The sequence below is a fragment of the Streptomyces sp. NPDC098789 genome, from assembly GCF_044759975.1.
Taxonomy (GTDB): Bacteria; Actinomycetota; Actinomycetes; order Streptomycetales; family Streptomycetaceae; genus Streptomyces.
The window spans coordinates 17,988-37,438 of record NZ_JBIWAJ010000025.1; the positions used below are offsets into that span (position 1 = coordinate 17,988).

Annotated in this window: 22 protein-coding genes; 14 read left to right on the forward strand and 8 right to left on the reverse strand. The window is 73.3% G+C overall.

Annotated features, from left to right (window positions below):
- Window positions 1-85: 85 nt before the first annotated feature.
- From ACIQWR_RS35590 to ACIQWR_RS35615, 6 genes are all read right to left on the reverse strand, one after another.
- Window positions 86-835 (reverse strand): urease accessory protein UreD, encoded by a 750-nt coding sequence (locus tag ACIQWR_RS35590; protein WP_404018675.1) that lies wholly within the window; start codon window positions 833-835, stop codon window positions 86-88.
- Between the two features lie 68 nt (window positions 836-903).
- On the reverse strand, window positions 904-1,590 hold the full coding sequence (ureG, locus tag ACIQWR_RS35595) for an urease accessory protein UreG (RefSeq protein WP_404018433.1): 687 nt from the start codon (window positions 1,588-1,590) through the stop codon (window positions 904-906).
- A gap of 25 nt (window positions 1,591-1,615) precedes the next feature.
- Window positions 1,616-2,290, reverse strand: coding sequence for an urease accessory protein UreF (locus tag ACIQWR_RS35600; RefSeq protein ID WP_404018435.1), 675 nt, complete (start codon window positions 2,288-2,290; stop codon window positions 1,616-1,618).
- Window positions 2,291-2,318: 28 nt separating this feature from the next.
- Entirely contained in the window at window positions 2,319-4,040 is a 1,722-nt protein-coding gene (locus ACIQWR_RS35605; protein WP_404018437.1) for an urease subunit alpha, read from the reverse strand.
- Window positions 4,033-4,344, reverse strand: coding sequence for an urease subunit beta (locus ACIQWR_RS35610; protein WP_330329244.1), 312 nt, complete (start codon window positions 4,342-4,344; stop codon window positions 4,033-4,035). The genes ACIQWR_RS35605 and ACIQWR_RS35610 overlap by 8 nt, the downstream gene beginning before the upstream one ends.
- Before the next feature lie 13 nt (window positions 4,345-4,357).
- Window positions 4,358-4,660, reverse strand: coding sequence for an urease subunit gamma (locus tag ACIQWR_RS35615; protein WP_385777001.1), 303 nt, complete (start codon window positions 4,658-4,660; stop codon window positions 4,358-4,360).
- A 358-nt stretch (window positions 4,661-5,018) separates the two neighbouring features.
- Between ACIQWR_RS35615 and ACIQWR_RS35620 the strand changes: the two genes are divergently transcribed.
- Window positions 5,019-5,408: a VOC family protein gene (locus tag ACIQWR_RS35620; RefSeq protein WP_404018440.1), complete on the forward strand. Its 390-nt coding sequence runs from the start codon at window positions 5,019-5,021 to the stop codon at window positions 5,406-5,408.
- A 24-nt stretch (window positions 5,409-5,432) separates the two neighbouring features.
- Here ACIQWR_RS35620 and ACIQWR_RS35625 read toward each other — a convergent pair whose 3' ends face one another.
- A complete protein-coding gene (locus ACIQWR_RS35625; protein WP_385776997.1) occupies window positions 5,433-5,870 on the reverse strand; it encodes an ATP-binding protein in 438 nt (145 codons plus the stop codon).
- A 195-nt stretch (window positions 5,871-6,065) separates the two neighbouring features.
- On the opposite strand from ACIQWR_RS35625, the gene ACIQWR_RS35630 reads away from it, so the two are divergent.
- Together ACIQWR_RS35630 and ACIQWR_RS35635 are read left to right on the forward strand one after the other, a co-directional pair.
- On the forward strand, window positions 6,066-6,941 hold the full coding sequence (locus ACIQWR_RS35630; protein ID WP_354381947.1) for a helix-turn-helix transcriptional regulator: 876 nt from the start codon (window positions 6,066-6,068) through the stop codon (window positions 6,939-6,941).
- 12 nt (window positions 6,942-6,953) lie between these two features.
- Entirely contained in the window at window positions 6,954-7,175 is a 222-nt protein-coding gene (locus ACIQWR_RS35635) for a DUF397 domain-containing protein (protein ID WP_385776993.1), read from the forward strand.
- 19 nt (window positions 7,176-7,194) lie between these two features.
- Here the strand turns inward: ACIQWR_RS35635 and ACIQWR_RS35640 are convergent, their stop codons facing one another.
- On the reverse strand, window positions 7,195-8,364 hold the full coding sequence (locus tag ACIQWR_RS35640) for an 8-amino-7-oxononanoate synthase (RefSeq protein ID WP_404018444.1): 1,170 nt from the start codon (window positions 8,362-8,364) through the stop codon (window positions 7,195-7,197).
- Window positions 8,365-8,519: 155 nt separating this feature from the next.
- Here ACIQWR_RS35640 and bioB point away from each other — a divergent pair, with 155 nt between their 5' ends.
- From bioB to ACIQWR_RS35695, 11 genes are all read left to right on the forward strand, one after another.
- Window positions 8,520-9,818: a biotin synthase BioB gene (gene bioB / locus ACIQWR_RS35645; protein WP_404018447.1), complete on the forward strand. Its 1,299-nt coding sequence runs from the start codon at window positions 8,520-8,522 to the stop codon at window positions 9,816-9,818.
- Entirely contained in the window at window positions 9,811-11,133 is a 1,323-nt protein-coding gene (locus tag ACIQWR_RS35650; RefSeq protein ID WP_404018450.1) for an adenosylmethionine--8-amino-7-oxononanoate transaminase, read from the forward strand. The genes bioB and ACIQWR_RS35650 overlap by 8 nt, the downstream gene beginning before the upstream one ends.
- An 83-nt stretch (window positions 11,134-11,216) precedes the next feature.
- Window positions 11,217-11,948, forward strand: a complete 732-nt coding sequence (bioD, locus tag ACIQWR_RS35655) for a dethiobiotin synthase (protein ID WP_404018452.1) — start codon at window positions 11,217-11,219, stop codon at window positions 11,946-11,948.
- A gap of 155 nt (window positions 11,949-12,103) precedes the next feature.
- Window positions 12,104-12,778, forward strand: a complete 675-nt coding sequence (locus ACIQWR_RS35660; RefSeq protein ID WP_404018455.1) for a methyltransferase domain-containing protein — start codon at window positions 12,104-12,106, stop codon at window positions 12,776-12,778.
- 124 nt (window positions 12,779-12,902) lie between these two features.
- Window positions 12,903-13,331, forward strand: a complete 429-nt coding sequence (locus ACIQWR_RS35665) for a GNAT family N-acetyltransferase (RefSeq protein WP_404018458.1) — start codon at window positions 12,903-12,905, stop codon at window positions 13,329-13,331.
- A 153-nt stretch (window positions 13,332-13,484) separates the two neighbouring features.
- Window positions 13,485-14,873, forward strand: coding sequence for a hemolysin family protein (locus ACIQWR_RS35670; protein ID WP_404018460.1), 1,389 nt, complete (start codon window positions 13,485-13,487; stop codon window positions 14,871-14,873).
- Window positions 14,870-15,889 carry a hemolysin family protein gene (locus ACIQWR_RS35675; RefSeq protein WP_404018462.1) on the forward strand — a complete coding sequence of 340 codons (1,020 nt, stop codon included), beginning with the start codon at window positions 14,870-14,872 and terminating at the stop codon, window positions 15,887-15,889. The genes ACIQWR_RS35670 and ACIQWR_RS35675 overlap by 4 nt, the downstream gene beginning before the upstream one ends.
- Before the next feature lie 76 nt (window positions 15,890-15,965).
- Entirely contained in the window at window positions 15,966-16,757 is a 792-nt protein-coding gene (locus tag ACIQWR_RS35680; protein ID WP_404018465.1) for an SGNH/GDSL hydrolase family protein, read from the forward strand.
- Between the two features lie 71 nt (window positions 16,758-16,828).
- The gene (gene purB / locus ACIQWR_RS35685) at window positions 16,829-18,262 is read left to right on the forward strand and encodes an adenylosuccinate lyase (RefSeq protein WP_399258941.1); all 1,434 of its coding nucleotides are present in this window, start codon (window positions 16,829-16,831) and stop codon (window positions 18,260-18,262) included.
- Window positions 18,259-18,801, forward strand: coding sequence for a G/U mismatch-specific DNA glycosylase (mug, locus tag ACIQWR_RS35690; protein WP_404018678.1), 543 nt, complete (start codon window positions 18,259-18,261; stop codon window positions 18,799-18,801). The genes purB and mug overlap by 4 nt, the downstream gene beginning before the upstream one ends.
- 41 nt (window positions 18,802-18,842) lie before the next feature.
- Window positions 18,843-19,451, forward strand: coding sequence for a hypothetical protein (locus ACIQWR_RS35695; protein ID WP_404018468.1), 609 nt, complete (start codon window positions 18,843-18,845; stop codon window positions 19,449-19,451).

The following is a 19,451-nucleotide window of genomic DNA, read 5'->3' on the forward strand; positions in this document are numbered from 1 at the left end:
TTCTTTGCCAACCCGATATCCGGATTGAGGTGTACCGCTGAGCGGGGTCCCGCTCCGTCCCGGCTTCGACGCACGGGATCCGCGCTCACGGGGCGTAGGCGCGCAGCGCCCCGTCCAACACCCCGCGCAGCGCCAGCGCGTCCGCCGCCAGGGCCGTGACCAGCACCGCAGGGCCGGCCAGCGGGGTGACGGCGGCCAGCTCGCCGAGCATCGCGGCGGCGGGCGGGTCCGCCGCGAAGGCCGGGTCGACGATCAGGAGTTGGCCGAGGGCCCGGTGGCCGGCGAGCCCGGCCGGGCCGTCCCAGCCGTCGGGGGCGCCGGGGCCGCAGCCGAGTTCCTGGTCCAGCAGGGGCCGCCCGCAGCGGTGGACGGTGAGCCGGCTGCGCAGCAGGCCCGGCGCCTCGCCGGCGCGCCCGAGCACCTGTTCCTCGCGCAGCACCAGCCGCGCGGTGGACGCCAGTTCGACCCGGGTGCGCACCCACAGGTCACTGCCCGCGACCGAGACCAGCTGTTCGGGCAGCCAGCGCACGGCCGCGCCCTCCTCCAGCGTCAGCGAGGTCTCGTACAGCGCTGGCGCCCCGCCGCGGCCGGGCAGGGCCAGGGTGGCCGCGGCCGATCCGAGGGCGAGCCGGGCGCCGGGGCCCGCGCTCGCCTCGACGGTGAGGTGGTCGCCGCCCAGCGGCGCGCTCATCGCGCCGACGAGGGTGACCCGCGCCTCCCCGGGGTCGCTCCCCCGGGTCCGGCGCAGCGCGAAGGGCCCCTCCCCGTGGAGCAGCGGCAGGGCGGTGCCACCGCGGCCGTCGGCCTCGGCGCGGATGCGGGCGGTGGCCCGCAGCCCCGAGGCCGGTACGGGCGGAGCCGCGGCGGCTGTGGTGGGGGCCGCGGCGGTGACCGTGGCTGTGGTCACCGGGCCGCCCAGGCCGCGACGTGCCCGCGCACCCACGCGGCGACCGGGCCCACGCCCTGCGGTTCGCGCAGCGACTGGAAGGCGACCGGGAGTTCACCGCGCTGGGCGGCGGCGTCGCGCGCCATCCGGTCCAGGTCGGATCCGACGTAGGGGGCCAGGTCGGTCTTGTTGACGATGAGCAGGTCGGCGGTGGTCACGCCGGGGCCGCCCTTGCGCGGGATGTCGTCGCCGCCCGCCACGTCGATCACGAAGATCTGCGCGTCGACCAGCCCGCGCGAGAAGGTGGCGGTGAGGTTGTCGCCGCCGGACTCGACGAGCACCAGGTCGAGCGGACCGATCGCGTCCTCCAGCTCCTCCACCGCCTCCAGGTTGGCGGAGATGTCGTCGCGGATGGCGGTGTGCGGGCAGGCGCCGGTCTCGACGGCGGCGATCCGCTCGGGCGGCAGCACCGCCTCGCGGAGCAGGAACTCGGCGTCCTCGCGGGTGTAGATGTCGTTGGTCACGACGGCCATCGAGAACTCCGTGCGCAGCGCCCGGCAGAGCGCCGCGACCGTGGCGGTCTTGCCGGAGCCGACGGGACCGCCGAGTCCGATGCGCAGCGCCCGGCGCGAGCCGTCGGCGCGCAGCGGAGCGGCGCTGTGGCTGTGCCGGTGCGGGAAGGTGCCGGCGTGGTCGAGGTGCATGGAGGACTCCTTGGGAGGGTGGTGTTCAGGAGGCGAAGAGGCGTACGGGCCAGGCCGCGTGCGCCTCGGCGGCGATGTCCAGCAGGGGCGAGGAGGCGGCGGGCAGCGCCCCCGCCCCGGCCGAGAGCGCGAGGCGCGCGGCGTCCGCCGCCCGGTCGGCGACCTCGTCCATCGCCGGGGCCAGCCGGGCCAGCACCCCGCTCGCCTCGAAGGGGTCCAGGCCCAGCAGCCGCACGGTCGCGGTGGCCGGACCCCCGACGGCCTCGTACGCCGCCACGTGCGCGGCATCGAGCGGCCCGAGCCCGGCGGCCCGCGCGGTGACGCCGAGCACCACGGGCTGGTGCGCCCCGCGCGGGAAGGCGGCGGCCACCGCTTCGAGTTCCGCCGAGGGCCAGGTGGCCCGGGCGGCCCGCAGCAGCTGCCGACCGAGCCGGCGCGCGGCGGCCCGCAGGGCGGGCGACGGCGTCCGGGCGTCGGCGGCGGCGTCCAGTACGGCCGGATCCATGCCGAGGGCGGCCGCGGCGGCCAGGCCCGCCGCGACCAGGCCGGCGGTGTGCAACCGGCCCCGGCAGAAGGCCTCCAGGGTGCGGTCGTCGTGGATCCGGCCCGCCTTGACGGCGGCCTCGGCCCCGCCGGAGTGCGCGTGGCCACCGGCGGGGAAGCGTCCGTCCGCGAGGACCAGCAGGGCGGCCCGGCTCATCGCACCGGTCCGCTCTCGAAGGCCCGCATCAGAAGAGGAAGTAGCGCTGCGCCATGGGGAGTTCCGCGGCGGGCGCGGGCTCCACGACGTCGCCGTCGATGGTCACGGTGAAGGTGTCCGCGTCCACCTCGACGTGGGGGCGCGCGTCGTTGTTGCGCATGTCCTCCTTGGTGACCTTGCGAGTGCTCTCGATCGCCACGAACGACTTCCCCAGGCCCAGGCGTTCGGGCAGGCCGTCGTCGAGCGCGGGCTGGGAGGTGAAGTTGAGCGAGTTGTGGCCGGCGGAGCGACCGGTGGCGCCGAACATCGGCCGGGGCAGCACGGGCTGCGGGGTGGGGATGGAGCCGTTGGCGTCGCCCATCTGCGCGTAGGCGATCTGCCCGCCCTTGACCACGACTTCGGGCTTGACACCGAAGAAGGCGGGCCGCCAGATGACCAGGTCGGCGAGCTTTCCGGTCTCCACGGAGCCGATCTCGCGGGCGAGGCCCTGGGCGACGGCCGGATTGATCGTGTACTTGGCGACGTAGCGCCGGGCCCGGTGGTTGTCGGCGGGCCCGTCGCCCGGCAGGAAGCCGCGCCGCTTCTTCATCACGTGCGCGGTCTGCCAGGTCCGCATGACGACCTCGCCGATCCGGCCCATCGCCTGGGCGTCGGAGGAGATGATCGAGATGGCTCCGAGGTCGTGCAGGACGTCCTCGGCGGCGATGGTGGAGGGGCGGATCCGGGACTCGGCGAAGGCGAGGTCCTCGGGGACCGCGGGGTTGAGGTGGTGGCAGACCATCAGCATGTCGAGGTGTTCCTCGATGGTGTTGACGGTGTGCGGCCGGGTCGGGTTGGTCGAGCTGGGCAGGATATTCGACTCGGAGACCACGGTGATGATGTCGGGCGCGTGCCCGCCGCCCGCCCCCTCGGTGTGGTAGCTGTGGATGGTCCGCCCGCCGATGGCCGCGAGGGTGTCGGCGACGAACCCGGCCTCGTTGAGGGTGTCGGTGTGGATGGCAACCTGCGCGCCCGTCTCGTCGCAGACGCCCAGACAGGCATCGATGACGGCGGGGGTGGCGCCCCAGTCCTCGTGGATCTTGAACCCGAGCGCGCCGCCGCGCAGTTGGGAGTACATGGCGTCGCGGGACATCGTGGTGCCCTTGCCCAACAGCCCGATGTTGACCGGGGAGTCCTCCAGCGCCGCGAACATCCGGGCGAGGTGCCAGGGTCCGGGGGTGACGGTGGTCGCCTTGGAGCCCTCGGCGGGGCCGGTGCCGCCGCCGACGAGGGTGGTGATCCCGGAGGCGAGGGCCTCGTCGATGATCGTCGGCGAGATGAAGTGGACGTGGGTGTCGATGCCGCCCGCCGTGACGATCTTCCCGTTGCCCGCGATGACCTCGGTCTCGGGGCCGATGACCAGGGCCGGGTGCACCCCGTCCATGGTGTCGGGGTTGCCCGCCTTGCCGATGCCGCAGATCCGGCCGTCGCGGATGCCGATGTCGGCCTTCACGACGCCCCAGTGGTCCAGCACGACCGCGCCGGTGATCACGGTGTCGGGTGCGCCCTCGGCGCGCGTGGTGCGGGCCTGGCCCATCGACTCCCGGATCACCTTGCCGCCACCGAAGACCGCCTCGTCGCCGGAGCGTCCGGGGCCGCCGCTGAGGTCCTGCTCGATCTCGACGAAGAGGTCGGTGTCGGCCAGCCGGATCCGGTCACCGGTGGTCGGCCCGAAGAGGTCGGCGTACTGCTGCCGGGTCAGCTCAGCCATCGAGCGGCCCCCCGGTCTCCCCGCGCAGGCCCGGCACGACGCGCAGCCCGGCGAGCGGTACGAGCTCCACCGCGACCGGGATGCCCGGCTCGAAGCGGACGGCCGTACCGGCGGCGATGTTCAGCCGGAGCCCGTGGGCGGCCGGCCGGTCGAAGTCGAGGCCGGGGTTGACCTCGGCGAAGTGGTAGTGGGAGCCGACCTGGACGGGCCGGTCGGCAGCGTTGAGCACGGTGAGACGGGTGACGGCGCGGCCTTCGTTGAGGCGCACTGGACCGTCCCCGAAGCGGATTTCGCCGGGGATCATGGGGGGGTGCCTCTCAGACGATGGGGTCGTGGACGGTGACGAGCTTGGTCCCGTCGGGGAAGGTCGCCTCGACCTGGACGTCGTGGATCATCTCGGGAACGCCCTCCATGACCTCCGCCCGGGTCAGCACGGTCCGCCCCGAGGCCATCAGTTCGGCCACCGTGCGGCCGTCGCGGGCCCCTTCGAGGATGTGGGTGGTGATCAGCGCGATCACCTCGGGGTGGTTGAGGAGCACCCCGCGCGCCCTTCGCTTCTCGGCCACGTCGGCTGCCACGTGGATCAGGAGTCTTTCCTGTTCATGCGGTGTGAGTTGCACCCTTATCACCCGGTTTCTCGACGTCTTCGACTGCGCGCCGTGCGAGACCTTATCCACCTTCAACACTTTGTTGACATGCCCATATGCAGCCCAAGCAGTTCTTGCCCAAGGAGGGGGAAGACTTTTCGGGTCGCACACCGCGGCTTTGCCATGTCTTGGCTGGATGCAGACGTTGGAGCCCAGACCTGACCCCCTGTCCGGCGCCAGGCCGACGTCACGTTAGGGTGCGGGCTTTTCCGTCGTGTTAACCCACGTTTCCGCCGGGGACCGCGTTCAACGACCGCGCCCCGTCCGGGCTCCGCGCCGTATACGGCGGTAGGTTGGGCCCGGGCGACCCCGCCCCCGACGAGGGAGACGCGTGTACTACAACCCGGTCCGGCACATCACCTTCGACGCCCTCGACCCCTACAAGGTGGCCGAGTTCTGGGCGTCGGTGACCGGCTACACCATGCAGGAGGACGACGTCGAGGGCGACCCGGAGATCCTGCTGACCACCGACCAGCCCGGCGTGCCGGGGCTGCTGTTCGTCCGGGTGCCGGACGCCAAGAGCGTCAAGAACCGCGTACACCTGGACATTTCGCCGCCGACCGGAACCCGCGACGAGACGGTCGCACACCTCGTGGGCCTCGGCGCGCGCGTCCTGGACGACCAGCGGCGCCCGGACGGCCGGGGCTGGGTGGTCCTGGCCGATCCCGAGGGCAACGAGCTCTGCATAGAGCGCAGCGCCCCCGAGCGCGGGCAGGGCTGACGGCGCTCGCGGGCCCGACGGCGCTCAGCCGCGGCGCGCGGCCGGGACGGTCCAGGGCAGGGCGATCCAGACCGTCTTGCCGCCGTCCTCGGTGGGGCTGACCGAGAGCCGACCGCCCGATTCCGCGGTCAGCCAGCGGATGATGACCATGCCCCGGCCGTTGTCCTGCTGGACCGCGGCCGGGAGTCGCTGGGGCCACCGCGGGTGACTGTCCGTCACGCCCACCCGGAGCACCTCCTCGCGCTCCAGGCGGACGTCCACGGTGAAGGTGGGCGACTGACCGAAGGTGTGTTGCACCGCGTTGGTGGCGAGTTCCGAGACGATCAGTCGGACGGTGTCCGCGGTATCCGCGTCATCGGGCAGTCCCCATCCGCTGAGCACGTCCGCCACGTAGCGCCGGGCGGTGGAGACCGAGGCGGGATCGCTCGGCAGGGTGACGGATGCTTCCTGGTGATCTGCCATGGCGCGGTCCCTTTCCCACCGGAGCGCAACGCCCCGGATCTGTGCTGAGCGCCAGAGTGCCACTCATTGTCCCGGCCCGGCTGCCGTTCACCCAAGATCTGCATATATCTGTCCCTCGTTGCGGTGAACTCTGCTACGGAAGACCGTATTTGGACGGCAGACTGGTGCGAGCTGTGCCGGTGGAAGGAGGCGGTTGTGCAGCACGGTCCCTCGGTACGTCGGCGCAAGCTCGGCGAGGAACTGCGTGCGCTCCGTGACCGGTCCGGACTCACCAGCGGTGAGGCGGCCCGGATCGTGGGGTGGCACCAATCGAAGATCAGCCGGATCGAGACCGGCCGCAGCGGGGTCAAGCCCGAGGACGTGCGGCTGCTCCTCGACGCCTACGGCGGCGTGGGCGCCCAGCAGCGCGCCCTGCTGGAGGCGCTCTCCGCCTCCGCCGCCGGCCCCGGGGCCGAGACCGGTCGGGGCCCCCAGTGGTGGCACGACTACCGCGGCCTGCTGCCGCAGGAGTACCGGGACTTCATCAGCCTGGAGGCGGGGGCCCGGTCCGCGCGCACGGTGGAGCTGTCGGTGGTCCCCGGCCTGTTGCAGACCCCCGCGTACGCGCGCGCCGTCACCCGCGCCGCGCTGGGCGGGCTGCCGGAGCCGAAGGTGGACGCGCTGGTCGACGTACGGCTCGCCCGGCAGTCGGTGCTGCGCACGGATCCGCCGCTGGAGCTGAGCGCGGTGCTCGACGAGGCGGTGCTGCGGCGCCAGATCGGTGGTCCGGGGGTGATGGCGGAGCAGCTGCGGTCCCTGGTGGACGTGGCCCGGTTGCCCCAAGTGCGGCTCCAGGTACTGCCGTTCAGCGTAGGGGGGCATCTCGGCCTGACCGGACCGTTCGTAATTTTCTCATTTCCGAACATCGCCGATCTGGATGTGGTCGTACTCGACCATTTGACGAGTAGCCTCTATCTGGAGCGGAAGGAAGACCTAGAGGCGTACAGCGCCGCGTTCCGCACCATTCAGGCGCACGCCCTCCCGCCCCAGGACTCGTCGGATCTGATCAGCGCACTCGCTGACGACGCGTAAGGAGGCACCCCCGTGTCCGCAACCCCCTTATCCACCCGCGGACTTCTGATCAGCGCGCGGTGGCGGCGCAGCAGCCGCAGCACCGGAATGAACAACTGTGTGGAGACCGCCGTCCTCAGCGGCGGCCTACTGGCCGTCCGCGACTCCAAGCGGGCGGACGGCCCGGCCGTGCTCTTCACCGGGCCGGCCTGGGACGGTTTCCTGACCCTGGTACGGGCGGACCTCGCCCGGTAGGCCGGGGCCGTACCCGTACCTAGTCCGTGGCTCCGGCCGGCGCGGTCGCGAGGATCGTGTCCACGGCCCGGGTGATCTCCTCCCCCGTGAGATCTCCCCGGGCGGTCAGCCGCAGTCGGGAGATCCCGTCCGGCACGGACGGCGGCCGGAAGCACCCCACGGACAGACCTGCCTCGCGGCAATCGGCGGCCCAGCGCAGTGCCGCCGCGGCCGACGGGGCCCGTACCGACACCACGGCCGCGTCCGGCCGGGCCGCGGTCAGGCCGGACGCGGTGAGCCGCCCGTACAGCCGGTCGGCCACCTCCCGGGCCCGCGCCGCGCGCTCCGGTTCGCGCTGGAGCAGGCGCAGGCTCGCGAGGGCGGCGCCCGCGGCGGCCGGAGCCAGCCCGGTGTCGAAGATGAAGGTCCGGGCCGTGTTGATCAGGTGCCGGATCACCCGGGCCGGTCCGAGCACCGCTCCGCCCTGGCTGCCCAGGGACTTCGAGAGGGTCAGCGTCGCCACCACGTCGGGAGCGCCCGCGAGCCCGGCGGCGTGCAGCGCGCCGCGGCCGCCCTCACCCAGCACGCCGAGCCCGTGCGCGTCGTCCACGACCAGGGCCGCGCCGGACTCCCGGCACACGGCCGCGTAGGCGGCGAGCGGCGCGGCGTCCCCGTCCACGGAGAAGACCGAGTCGCTGACCAGCAGCGCCCTGCCCGGGTGCCCGGCCAGCGCCTTGCGCGCCGCGTCCGGATCCGCGTGCGGGACGACCTCGGTGCGGGCCCGCGAGAGACGGCAGCCGTCGACGATCGAAGCGTGGTTCCCGGCGTCCGAGACGACCAGGGTCTCCCGGTCGCTGAGCGCGGTGACGGCGGCGAGGTTGGCGGCGTACCCGGAGGACAGCACGAGGGCGGCCTCGAAACCGCAGAAGGCGGCCAGCTCCCGTTCCAGCTCGGCGTGCAGCTCGGTGGTCCCGGTGACCAGTCGCGATCCGGTGGCCCCGGCGCCCCAACGCTCGGCCGCCGCCCGCGCGCCCTCGACGGTCTCGGGGTGCCGGGTCAGCCCGAGGTAGTCGTTGCTGGCCAGGTCGAGGAGCGGCGAGGAGGCCGGGCGGGGGCGCAGCGTGCGGACCAGTCCTGCCCGCTCCCGGGCCCGCTCCGCGTCGTCCGTCCAGGCGAAGACATCGGCGGGGTCGGGGGTGTGCTGGGGCATCGGCGGGTCCTCGTTTTTGTCGGCAGTCCACAGACCTGCCCGACCCTAGCCGCCGTGACTCCAGCGCCAGGTGTGGCGATACACACACTCTGATCCGGCCATGTTGTGCGATCTCTCCTTGGCCGGGAGTGGTCGTGTGGTCCAGGATCGGCCTCATGGACCTGCTGAACACCCTGGTGGACAAGGGGCTGCGGCGCGAGCTGCCGACCCGCGAAGAGGCGCTCGCCGTACTGGCGACCTCTGACGACGAACTGCTCGACGTGGTGGCCGCTGCCGGCAAGGTGCGCCGCCAGTGGTTCGGGCGTCGGGTCAAGCTGAACTACCTGGTCAACCTGAAATCGGGCCTGTGCCCCGAGGACTGCTCCTACTGTTCCCAGCGCCTGGGTTCGAAGGCCGAGATCCTCAAGTACACCTGGCTGAAGCCGGAGGAGGCCTCGCAGGCCGCCGCGGCCGGGGTCGCGGGCGGCGCGAAGCGGGTCTGCCTGGTGGCGAGCGGCCGCGGTCCGACGGACCGGGACGTGGAGCGGGTCGGCAAGACCATCGCCGCGATCAAGGAGCAGAACGAGGGCGTCGAGGTCTGCGCCTGCCTGGGTCTGCTGTCGGACGGTCAGGCGGAGCGGCTGCGCGACGCCGGCGCCGACGCCTACAACCACAACCTCAACACGTCCGAGGCGACGTACGGGGCGATCACCAAGACGCACACCTACGCGGACCGCGTGGACACCGTGCAGAAGGCGCACGCGGCGGGCCTCTCCGCCTGCTCCGGCCTGATCGCGGGCATGGGCGAGAGCGACGAGGACCTCGTCGACGTCGTCTACTCGCTGCGCGAGCTGGACCCGGACTCGGTACCGGTCAACTTCCTGATCCCGTTCGAGGGCACCCCGCTCGCCAAGGAGTGGAACCTCACCCCGCAGCGCGCGCTGCGGATCCTCGCGATGGTCCGCTTCGTCTGCCCCGACGTCGAGGTCCGCCTCGCCGGCGGCCGCGAGGTGCACCTGCGCTCGATGCAGCCGCTCGCGCTGCACCTGGTCAACTCGATCTTCCTCGGCGACTACCTGACCAGCGAGGGCCAGGCCGGCCAGACCGACCTCGACATGATCGCGGACGCCGGCTTCGAGGTCGAGGGCGCCGGTACGTCGACCCTCCCCGCGCACCGCTCCGACGCGCTGGCCGGCGGCTGCGGCTCGCACGGCGGGGGCGCGGGCGCGTCCGTGTGCGGTTCGGCTGCGTCTTCGGCGGCCTCCGCGTCCTCCGCCGACGCGGGTGCGGCGGGCTGCGGCTCGGCGTGCGGCGGCTGCTCCGGCCACGGCGAGGAAGCGGCGGCGACCGCGGCGGCCCCGGCTGCCGTACCGGCCCCGGCCCCCTCGGGCCAGGCCGGGGCCGGCGAGGTGCGCTCGGACCTGGTGGCCGTGCGCCGCCGCGGCGCGGGAACGGAACTCGCGCCCAATGCCTGACCGGTACCACCCGCACGACCCGCTGCCGGCCGATGCGCTCCTCGCACTGGACCGGCAGCACGTCTGGCACCCGTACGGACCCATGCCCGGGCGGCAGGAGCCGCTGGTCGTCTCCTCCGCCTCGGGCGTCCGACTCCGGCTCGGCCGGCCCGCCGAGGGCCGGGACGAGCTGGTCGACGGGATGTCGTCCTGGTGGTCGGCCATCCACGGCTACAACCACCCGGTGCTCAACGACGCCGTGCGGGACCAGCTCGGCCGGATGTCACACGTGATGTTCGGCGGGCTCACCCATGAGCCCGCCGTCCGGCTCGCCGCGAAGCTGGTCGAGATCTCCCCGGCCGGCCTGGAGCACGTCTTCCTCGCCGACTCCGGCTCGGTCTCGGTCGAGGTCGCGGTCAAGATGTGCCTCCAGTACTGGACCTCGGTGGGCCGCCCGGGCAAGCACCGCCTGCTCACCTGGCGCGGCGGCTACCACGGGGACACCTGGCAGCCGATGGCCGTGTGCGACCCCGAGGGCGGCATGCACGAGCTGTGGCAGGGCATGCTCCCGCGCCAGCTCTTCGCGCAGGAGCCGCCCGCCGGCTTCGACGCCCCCGTCGACCCGACCTACGTCGACCACCTGCGCTCCCTGGTCTCCGCGCACGCGGACGAACTGGCCGCGGTGATCGTGGAGCCGGTGGTGCAGGGCGCCGGCGGCATGCGCTTCCACTCCCCGGGCTACCTGCGGGTGCTGCGCGAGCTGTGCGACGAGTACGACGTGCTCCTGATCCTGGACGAGATCGCGACCGGATTCGGGCGCAGCGGCGCCCTGTTCGCCGCCGACCACGCGGGGATCACCCCGGACGTGATGTGCCTCGGCAAGGCGCTGACCGGCGGGTACGTGACGCTCTCGGCGACGCTCTGCACGGCGCGGGTGGCGGACGGGATCTCCCGGGGCGAGGTGCCGGTGCTGGCCCACGGGCCGACCTTCATGGGCAATCCGCTGGCCTGCGCGGTGGCGCTGGCCTCGCTCGACCTGCTGCTGTCCCAGGACTGGGCGCGGGAGGTCAAGCGGATCGAGGCCGGGCTGCTGGAGGGCCTGGCTCCGGCGGCCGACCTGCCCGGGGTGAAGGACGTACGGGTGCTCGGGGCGATCGGCGTGGTGCAGCTGGACCACCCCGTCGACATGGCCGCGGCGACCCGGGCGGCCGTCCGGGAGGGCGTGTGGCTGCGGCCGTTCCGGGACTTGATCTACACGATGCCGCCGTTCGTGACGGGTGACGGCGATGTCGCGCGGATCGCCCGTGCGGTGTGCGCGGCGGCGCGGGAAGGCTGAGCGGTTCGATGGGTGCGGGTATGGGTGGTGCTGGTGGCGTGGGTCGTACCAGTGGTGCGGAAGGTGCGGAGGGTGCGGTCGCGGTGAGTTCCCTTCCGACGGGCGTGGTGGTGGTGTCCGGTACGGGCACCGAGATCGGCAAGACCGTGGTCACGTCGGCGATCGCCGCCGCGGCCCTGGCCGCCGGGCGTTCGGTGGCGGTGCTCAAGCCCGCGCAGACCGGGGTCGCCCCGGGCGGGGACGGTGACGCGGCCGAGGTGCGGCGGCTCGCGGGTTCCGGCGTGACCACGCTGGAGCTGGCCCGCTACCCGGAGCCCCTGGCTCCGGACACCGCGGCCCGGCGCTCCGGGCTGGCCACGGTCGGGCCCGCCGCGGTCGCGGGGGCCGCGGCCGAGCTGGCCGCGGAGCACGACCTGGTCCTCGTCGAGGGCGCGGGCGGGCTGCTCGTGCGCTTCGACGAGGCCGGGCACACCCTCGCCGATGCGGCCCGACTGCTAAGGGCCCCGGTACTGATCGTGGCTCCCGCGGGGCTCGGCACCCTGAACTCGGCGGCGCTGACGGGCGAGGCGCTGCGGGCCCGCGGGCTGACGGGCCTGGGCATCGTGGTCGGCAGCTGGCCCGGCGTCCCCGACCTGGCGTCGCGCTGCAATCTGGCCGACCTCCCGGTGGTGTCCGGGATGCCGCTGCTCGGGGCGGTGCCGCAAGGATCGGGGGCCCTGGCGCCCGAGGCCTTCCGTGCGTCCGCGCCCGGCTGGCTGGCCCCCGACCTGGGCGGCGCGTGGTCCGCGACCGCGTTCCTGCGGGCCTGGTCCTGAAGCACCGGACGGGCCGGATCCGGCCCGTCCGGTCCGGTCCCGCCCGGTCCCTCGCCGCGTGCGTCCTGGTGAACCCCCGCACCGGGAGGGGTGACGCCCCGTGGCGCGGGGAGACTGAAGACATGCGTACGTCCGCCCGCACCGGGAGGTCCGTCATGTCACCGCGCCCCCGTCCGGCCCTGCCCCGGGACGCCGTCCACCACCCCGTCTTCGCCCGCTTCTACGCCCGGATGAGCGTCCAGGCCGACGCCCACGGCGGGCTCGCCGCGCTGCGCGGGGAGCTGCTGCACGGCCTCTCCGGCCGGATCATCGAGATCGGCGCGGGCAACGGGCTGAACTTCGCCCACTACCCGCGCGCCGTCTGCGAAGTCGTCGCGGTCGAACCGGAGCGCACCCTGCGCCGCCTCGCCACCGCCGCCGCGCGGCGGGCCGAGGTCCCGGTGGACGTCGTACCCGGCGCCGCCGAGGCGCTCCCGGTCAAGAGCGAGGCCTTCGACGCGGCCGTGGCCTCCCTGGTGCTGTGCACCGTGCGGGACCTGCCGCGCTCCCTCGCCGAGCTGCACCGCGTCATCCGGCCGGGCGGTGAGCTGCGCTTCTTCGAGCACGGGCTGGCGCCGGGACCGACCATGGCAGGGGTGCAGCGCGCGCTGGACCGCACGGTGTGGCCCCGGTTGTTCGGCGGCTGCCACACCGCGCGGGACACCCTGGCCGCGATCGAGGCCGCCGGGTTCCGGATCGTCGAGCAGCGCGGGGTGCGCGTACCGGAGCGCGGGCCCGCGCTGCCGACCTCGTACTGCGTGATCGGATCGGCCCGGCGCAGCGACGACTGACCGGCGCCGGTTTCGTACCGACGACCGTTGCGCGCGTGGACCATCGCGCGCGGACCATTCCGCTCGGAGCATTGCGCGCGTGGACCATTGCGCGCGGGCGAGGGCACGTGTTTGGCTCGCCGCCATGATCGATCTGCGCATACGGACCGCCGACCCGGCCGACGCCGAGGACGTGCTCGCCTTCTGGAAGGAAGCGGCGGAGGGCACCTCCATCACGGACGACGTGGACGGGGTGACCCGCCTCGTCCGGCGCGACCCGCAGGCCCTGATCCTGGCCGAGTCCGACGGGATCCTGGTGGGCTCCATCATCGCCGGATACGACGGTTGGCGCTGCTCGCTCTACCGGTTGGCGGTGCTCCCCTCCCACCGCCGACGCGGCATCGGGACGGCGCTGCTGGACGCGGCCGAGCGGCGGTTCCTGGCGGTGGGCGGACGCCGCGGGGACGCCATGGTGCTGGAGGAGAACGAGCGGGGCCGGCGGGCGTGGGCCGCGGCGGGCTACGCGCGCGAGGACCACTGGCGCCGCTGGGTCAAGCCGTTCGGCCCCGCGTAACGCGGATGCGGACGCTTTGCCGATCCTTTACCCTATGGAGAACCGTTCTCCTCGAATCGAAAGGTGTGAGCGTCCGCCCATGGGCGAGCCTCCCAGTACCCGACATCGTGCGATACCCCTCCTCCTGTCTGATCATGGGACGGAGGTGAACCGATGACCGAAGTGCTTCTGCTCGTCGTCGCGCTGCTGCTCTGCCTCGCGTGCGGGGTCTTCGTCGCGGCCGAGTTCTCGCTGACGACCATCGAGCGCAGCGAGCTCGAAGAGGCCGTCGAGCGGGGCGAGCGCGGGGCCGACAGCGCCCTGGCCGCCGTCCGCAGCCTGACGTTCCAGCTCTCCGGCGCCCAGCTCGGCATCACCGTGACCGGCCTGGTCATCGGCATGATCTCCAAGCCCTCGATCTCCGCGCTGCTCACGGGCCCGTTCGAGGCCATGGGGCTGCCCGCCGGAGCCGCTTCCTCCACCGCCCTGATCCTGGGCACCGCCGTGTCGACCGTCGTCCTGATGGTCGTCGGCGAGCTGGTCCCCAAGAACTGGGCGATCTCCTCCCCGCTGGCCGTGGCCAAGCGGGTGGCGACCATGCAGCGGATGTTCAGCCGGGCCTTCAAGCCGCTCATCGGCCACTTGAACACCACGGCCAACCACATGGTCCGGCGCTTCGGCCTGGAGCCGGCCGAGGAGCTGGCCTCGGCGCGCAGCCCGCAGGAGCTGGTGGCCCTGGCGCGGCACTCCGCGAAGGCGGGCGCGCTGGAGAAGGACACCGCCGAACTCTTCGTGCGCACCCTGAACCTGGCCGACCTGACCGCGGAGAACGTCATGACCCCGCGCGTCCAGGTCACCGCCCTGGACGTGCAGGCGACGGCGGAGGACGTGGCGAACGCGACCATGGCCACCGGCCTGTCGCGCTTCCCCGTCTACCGCGGCAGCCTCGACAGCGTCGTCGGCACCGTCCACATCAAGGACGTCCTGGCGCTGCCCGCCGCGGACCGCCGCCGCCACCCGGTCTCGCAGCTGCTGCGCGAGCCGCTGCTCGTCCCCGAGTCGCTGACCGTGGACCGGCTGCTGGACCGGCTGTCCGGCAGGCAGACGATGGCCGTGGTCATCGACGAGTACGGCGGCACGGCCGGCGTGGCCACGCTGGAGGACATCGTCGAGGAGGTCGTGGGCGAGGTGCGCGACGAGCACGACCCGCACGAGACCGCGGACCTGGCCCCGGCCGGTACGGACGCCTCCGGCCGCGGGCTCTTCTCCGCGGACGGCGCGGCCCGCACCGACCAGCTGGAGCGGATCGGACTGCGGGTGCCGGACGGCCCGTACGAGACCCTGGCCGGGCTGATGGCCACGGAGCTGGGCCGCATACCGGTGGTCGGCGACAGCCTGGAGCTGGGCGGCTGGCAGCTGGACGTGGTGGACGACAGCGGGCGCCGGGCCGCCCGCGTCCTGCTGCACGCCCCCGTCGCGGCGCCCGCCGAGGCACCGCGGGACGGCGCGCGCCGCAAGCAGGGCAAGAAGAGCGCCGACACGAAGCCGGAGGAGGGCCGATGACCGCGATCCAGTTGTTGATCGGCCTGGCGACCCTGGTCGTCAACGCCTTCTTCGTCGGCGCGGAATTCGCGCTGATCTCGGTCCGGCGCAGCCAGATCGAGCCGTACGCCGAGCAGGGCGACCGCCGGGCCCGGGCCGTGCTGTGGGGCCTGGAGCACGTATCGGCCCTGATGGCGGCGGCCCAGCTGGGCATCACCCTGTGCACCCTGGTGCTCGGCGTGGTCGCCGAGCCCGCCATCGCCCACCTGCTGACCCCGCTCCTCGACCTGGTCGGAGTACCGGCCGGGGTGACCCACGCCATCTCCTTCGTGGTGGCCCTGGCGCTGGCGACGTACCTGCACATGCTCTTCGGTGAAATGCTGCCGAAGAACGTGGCGCTGGCCGAGCCGGTCCGTACCGCGCTGCTGCTCGGACCGCCGCTGGTGGCGCTGACGCGGGGGCTGAAGCCGGTGATCTTCGCGATCAACGCCTTCGCCAACACGTTGCTGCGGATGCTGCGGGTCGAGGTGAAGGACGAGGTCGCCGCGACCTTCTCGGACGACGAGCTGGCGCGCATCGTCAAGGACTCCAGCGCGGCCGGCCTGATCGACGGCCGGGCGAGCGAGCGCCTGCACGACGCCCTGGAACTGGGCCGCAGGCCCGTCATCGACGTGGCGCTGCCCGTGGACCGGGTGGTCTCCGCCGACGAGGGCATCACGCCCGAGGGCTTGGAGCGCCTCTCCGCCGCGTCCCGGTACTCCCGGTTCCCGGTGCTCGACGGCCAGCAGAAGATCCTGGGCTACCTGCACGTCAAGGACGCCCTCGACGTGACCGCGCGCGACGAGGCCTTCCCGGTCTCCGCCCTGCGGCCGATCGCCCAGGTCCGGGCCGAGACCCCGCTGGACGACGTACTGACCGCCATGCGGCGCAGCCGTACGCACCTGGCGGCGGTCCTCGCGGCGGACGGGTCCATGACCGGTCTGGTCACGATGGAGGACGTACTGCGCGAACTGTTCGGCAACCAGACGGCCGCATAGGGGACGCGCGGTTCCCCGGCACCCCTCGCGCTCGCGCTCGCGGGACCGGGGAACCGCGCGGTAACATCGCTCCGCCATGGAGATGAATGCGTCTTACACGAGTCTGGTCGCGGTCGGCGACTCCTTCACCGAGGGCATGTCCGACGCACTGCCGGACGGGTCCTACCGGGGTTGGGCGGATCTGCTCGCCGCCCGGCTCGCGGCCCGCGAGCCCGGGTTCCGCTACGCGAACCTGGCGGTGCGCGGGAAGCTGATCGGCCAGATCGCCACCGAGCAGGCACCCCTCGCCGCCTCCATGGGCGCGGACCTGGTCACCCTGGTCGGCGGCCTGAACGACACCCTGCGCCCCAAGGTCGACATGGGACGGGTCCGCGGCCACCTGGAGGCCGCCGTGGAGACACTGGCACCCGCGTGCGGACAGCTCGTGCTGATGCGATCGCCCGGCCGCCAGGGGCCCGTGATGGAACGTTTCCGCCCGCGCATGGAAGAGCTCTTCGCCCTCATCGAGGAACTGGCGGCGCGGCACGGCGCGCTGGTCGTCGACCTGTACGGCGCCCCCGTACTGGCCGATCAGCGCCTCTGGCACGCCGACCGGCTGCACCTCACCGACGAGGGCCACCGGCGGGTCGCCGAGGCCGTGTGGCAGGCCCTGGGGCTGCCCGCGGAGGAGGACTGGCGCGCCCCGCTGTCCGCTTCCCGGCCGCCTGGCTGGGCCGTCCGGCGCGTCGACGACGCCCGCTTCGCCCGCGAACACCTGCTCCCGTGGATCGGCCGACGCCTGACGGGCCGCTCCTCCGGGGACGGCCGCCCGGCGAAGCGGCCGGAGCTGCTGCCGTACGCCACCGGAACGGGCGAGCGGCTCTCGTAGCAAGCCACAACCAGAGGCGGGGCACCCACCTGCGTAAACGCACAGCCGAAGCGCAAGTAGAATCCCTACACGTGACTGCCAAGCCCCGCATCCCCAATGTCCTGGCCGGCCGCTACGCCTCCGCGGAGCTCGCCGTCCTGTGGTCCCCCGAGTACAAGGTGACGCTGGAGCGGCGGCTGTGGCTCGCCGTGCTGCGCGCCCAGAAGGACCTCGGTATCGAGGTGCCCGACGCGGCCCTCGCCGACTACGAGCGCGTCCTGGACCAAGTCGACCTGGCCTCCATCGCCGAGCGCGAGAAGGTCACCCGGCACGACGTGAAGGCCCGGATCGAGGAGTTCAACGCCCTCGCCGGTCACGAGCACGTGCACAAGGGCATGACCTCGCGCGACCTCACCGAGAACGTCGAGCAGCTCCAGATCCGGCTCTCCCTGGAACTGGCCCGTGACCGCACGGTCGCGGTGCTGGCCCGCCTGGGCAAGCTGTCCGCCGAGCACGCCGAGCTGGTCATGGCCGGGCGCTCCCACAACGTCGCGGCGCAGGCCACGACCCTGGGCAAGCGCTTCGCGACCGCCGCCGACGAGCTGCTCGTCGCCTACGGCCGCCTGGAGGACCTGCTGGAGCGCTACCCGCTGCGCGGGATCAAGGGCCCGGTCGGCACCTCCCAGGACATGCTCGACCTGCTCGGCGGCGACACCGCCAAGCTCGCCGACCTGGAGCAGCGCATCGCGGGCCACCTCGGCTTCGCGCACGCCTTCACCTCGGTGGGCCAGGTCTACCCCCGCTCGCTCGACTACGACGTGGTCACCGCCCTGGTGCAGCTCGCCGCCGCCCCGTCCTCGATCGCCAAGACCATCCGTCTCATGGCCGGGCACGAGCTGGTCACCGAGGGCTTCAAGCCCGGCCAGGTCGGCTCCTCCGCGATGCCGCACAAGATGAACACCCGCTCCTGCGAGCGCGTGAACGGCCTGATGGTCATCCTGCGCGGCTACGCCTCGATGACCGGCGAGCTCGCCGGTGACACCTGGAACGAGGGCGACGTCTCCTGCTCCGTGGTCCGCCGGATCGCGCTGCCGGACGCCTTCTTCGCCTTCGACGGTCTGCTGGAGACCTTCCTGACCGTCCTGGACGAGTTCGGCGCCTTCCCCGCGGTCGTCGCCCGCGAGCTGGACCGCTACCTCCCCTTCCTGGCCACCACCAAGGTCCTGATGGGCGCGGTCCGCGCCGGCGTCGGCCGTGAGGCCGCCCACGAGGTCATCAAGGAGCACGCGGTGGCCTCCGCCCTCGCGATGCGCGAGCAGGGCGCCGAGCGCAACGAGCTGCTCGACAAGCTGGCCGCGGACGAGCGGATGCCGCTGGACCGCGCGCAGCTCGACGCCCTGATGGCCGACAAGCTGTCCTTCACCGGCGCGGCGGGCGACCAGGTCGCCGTGGTGGTCTCCCGCATCGAGGAGATCACCAAGCAGCACCCGGAGGCCGCGGGCTACACCCCGGGGTCGATCCTCTGACGCCCGACGAGCTGGCCGCCGCCCGCGACCGCATCCTCCCGGATGTGGTCGCGGGCGGTTTGCGCGTGCTGTTCTGCGGCATCAACCCGGGCCTGCTGTCGGCCGCGACGGGCCACCACTTCGCCCGCCCCGGAAACCGCTTCTGGCCCGTCCTGCACCTGTCGGGCTTCACCCCGCGCCGCCTGGCACCCGCGGAGCAGGAGGAGTTGCTGACCTACCGGTTGGGCATCACCAACGTCGTGGCCCGGGCCACCGCCCGCGCCGACGAGCTCGACGCCGAGGAGTTCCGCGAGGGCGGCCGCCTCCTGACGGCCAAGGTGGAACTCCTGCGCCCCCAGTGGCTGGCGGTGGTCGGCGTCACCGCATACCGCACGGCCTTCGGGGAGAAGAAGGCCCAGATCGGCCCCCAGGAGCGGACCATCGGCGCCACCCGGATCTGGGCCCTGCCCAACCCGAGCGGTCTCAACGCCCACTGGACCGCCGACACCATGGCCGAGGAGTACGCCCGCCTCCGCCTGGCCGCCGAGGCGGACCACTGACCGCGCCCGACGCCCCGAGCCGCACGGCCGCCGCCGGGGCCGTGGCCACCTCGGCCCCCACCTCGGCCACTCCGCTGCTCTTCCTCGACGTGGACGGCCCGCTCATCCCGTTCGGCGGACCGTCGCACGCGTACCCGACCCACCCGGCATGGCCCGGAGCCCCGGGAGAGGTCGCCAACCACCCTCTCCTTCACCGGCTCGACCAGCGCCACGGCCCCCGGTTGTCGGTGCTCCCGTGCACCCTGGTCTGGGCCACGACCTGGATGAGCGACGCCAACACCCACATCGCACCACGGCTCGGCCTACCGCCCCTGGAAGTGATGCACTGGCCGGAACCGTCCACCATGGACGGACCGGACGGACCGACCGAGCAGGACGAGCGGGACGAGCGGGACGAGCGCTTCGGCCTCCACTGGAAGACCCGCGGGCTGGTGTCCCGGGCAGCGGGTGGGCCGTTCATCTGGGTCGATGACGAGATCACGGACGCGGACCGAACCTGGGTGTTCGCACACCACCCGGGCCCCGCCCTGCTCCACCGGGTAGACCCCCGCCGCGGCCTGGCCGACACGGACTACGCCGCCCTGACCGACTGGCTCGCCGCCCCCTCGCGCCAGCCGTCCCCTTGGGATCCAGGATCGCTGGTGCTGTGA

What these genes read in the sequence shown, in the direction of transcription:
- ureG (WP_404018433.1), bottom strand. Translation starts at nt 1,590, where the DNA reads ATGCACCTCGACCACGCCGGCACCTTCCCGCACCGGCACAGCCACAGC.
- ACIQWR_RS35600 (WP_404018435.1), bottom strand. Translation starts at nt 2,290, where the DNA reads ATGAGCCGGGCCGCCCTGCTGGTCCTCGCGGACGGACGCTTCCCCGCC.
- ACIQWR_RS35605 (WP_404018437.1), bottom strand. Translation starts at nt 4,040, where the DNA reads ATGGCTGAGCTGACCCGGCAGCAGTACGCCGACCTCTTCGGGCCGACC.
- ACIQWR_RS35610 (WP_330329244.1), bottom strand. Translation starts at nt 4,344, where the DNA reads ATGATCCCCGGCGAAATCCGCTTCGGGGACGGTCCAGTGCGCCTCAAC.
- ACIQWR_RS35625 (WP_385776997.1), bottom strand. Translation starts at nt 5,870, where the DNA reads ATGGCAGATCACCAGGAAGCATCCGTCACCCTGCCGAGCGATCCCGCC.
- ACIQWR_RS35640 (WP_404018444.1), bottom strand. Translation starts at nt 8,364, where the DNA reads ATGCCCCAGCACACCCCCGACCCCGCCGATGTCTTCGCCTGGACGGAC.
- bioB (WP_404018447.1), top strand. Translation starts at nt 8,520, where the DNA reads ATGGACCTGCTGAACACCCTGGTGGACAAGGGGCTGCGGCGCGAGCTG.
- ACIQWR_RS35650 (WP_404018450.1), top strand. Translation starts at nt 9,811, where the DNA reads ATGCCTGACCGGTACCACCCGCACGACCCGCTGCCGGCCGATGCGCTC.
- ACIQWR_RS35660 (WP_404018455.1), top strand. Translation starts at nt 12,104, where the DNA reads ATGTCACCGCGCCCCCGTCCGGCCCTGCCCCGGGACGCCGTCCACCAC.
- ACIQWR_RS35665 (WP_404018458.1), top strand. Translation starts at nt 12,903, where the DNA reads ATGATCGATCTGCGCATACGGACCGCCGACCCGGCCGACGCCGAGGAC.
- ACIQWR_RS35670 (WP_404018460.1), top strand. Translation starts at nt 13,485, where the DNA reads ATGACCGAAGTGCTTCTGCTCGTCGTCGCGCTGCTGCTCTGCCTCGCG.
- ACIQWR_RS35675 (WP_404018462.1), top strand. Translation starts at nt 14,870, where the DNA reads ATGACCGCGATCCAGTTGTTGATCGGCCTGGCGACCCTGGTCGTCAAC.
- ACIQWR_RS35680 (WP_404018465.1), top strand. Translation starts at nt 15,966, where the DNA reads ATGGAGATGAATGCGTCTTACACGAGTCTGGTCGCGGTCGGCGACTCC.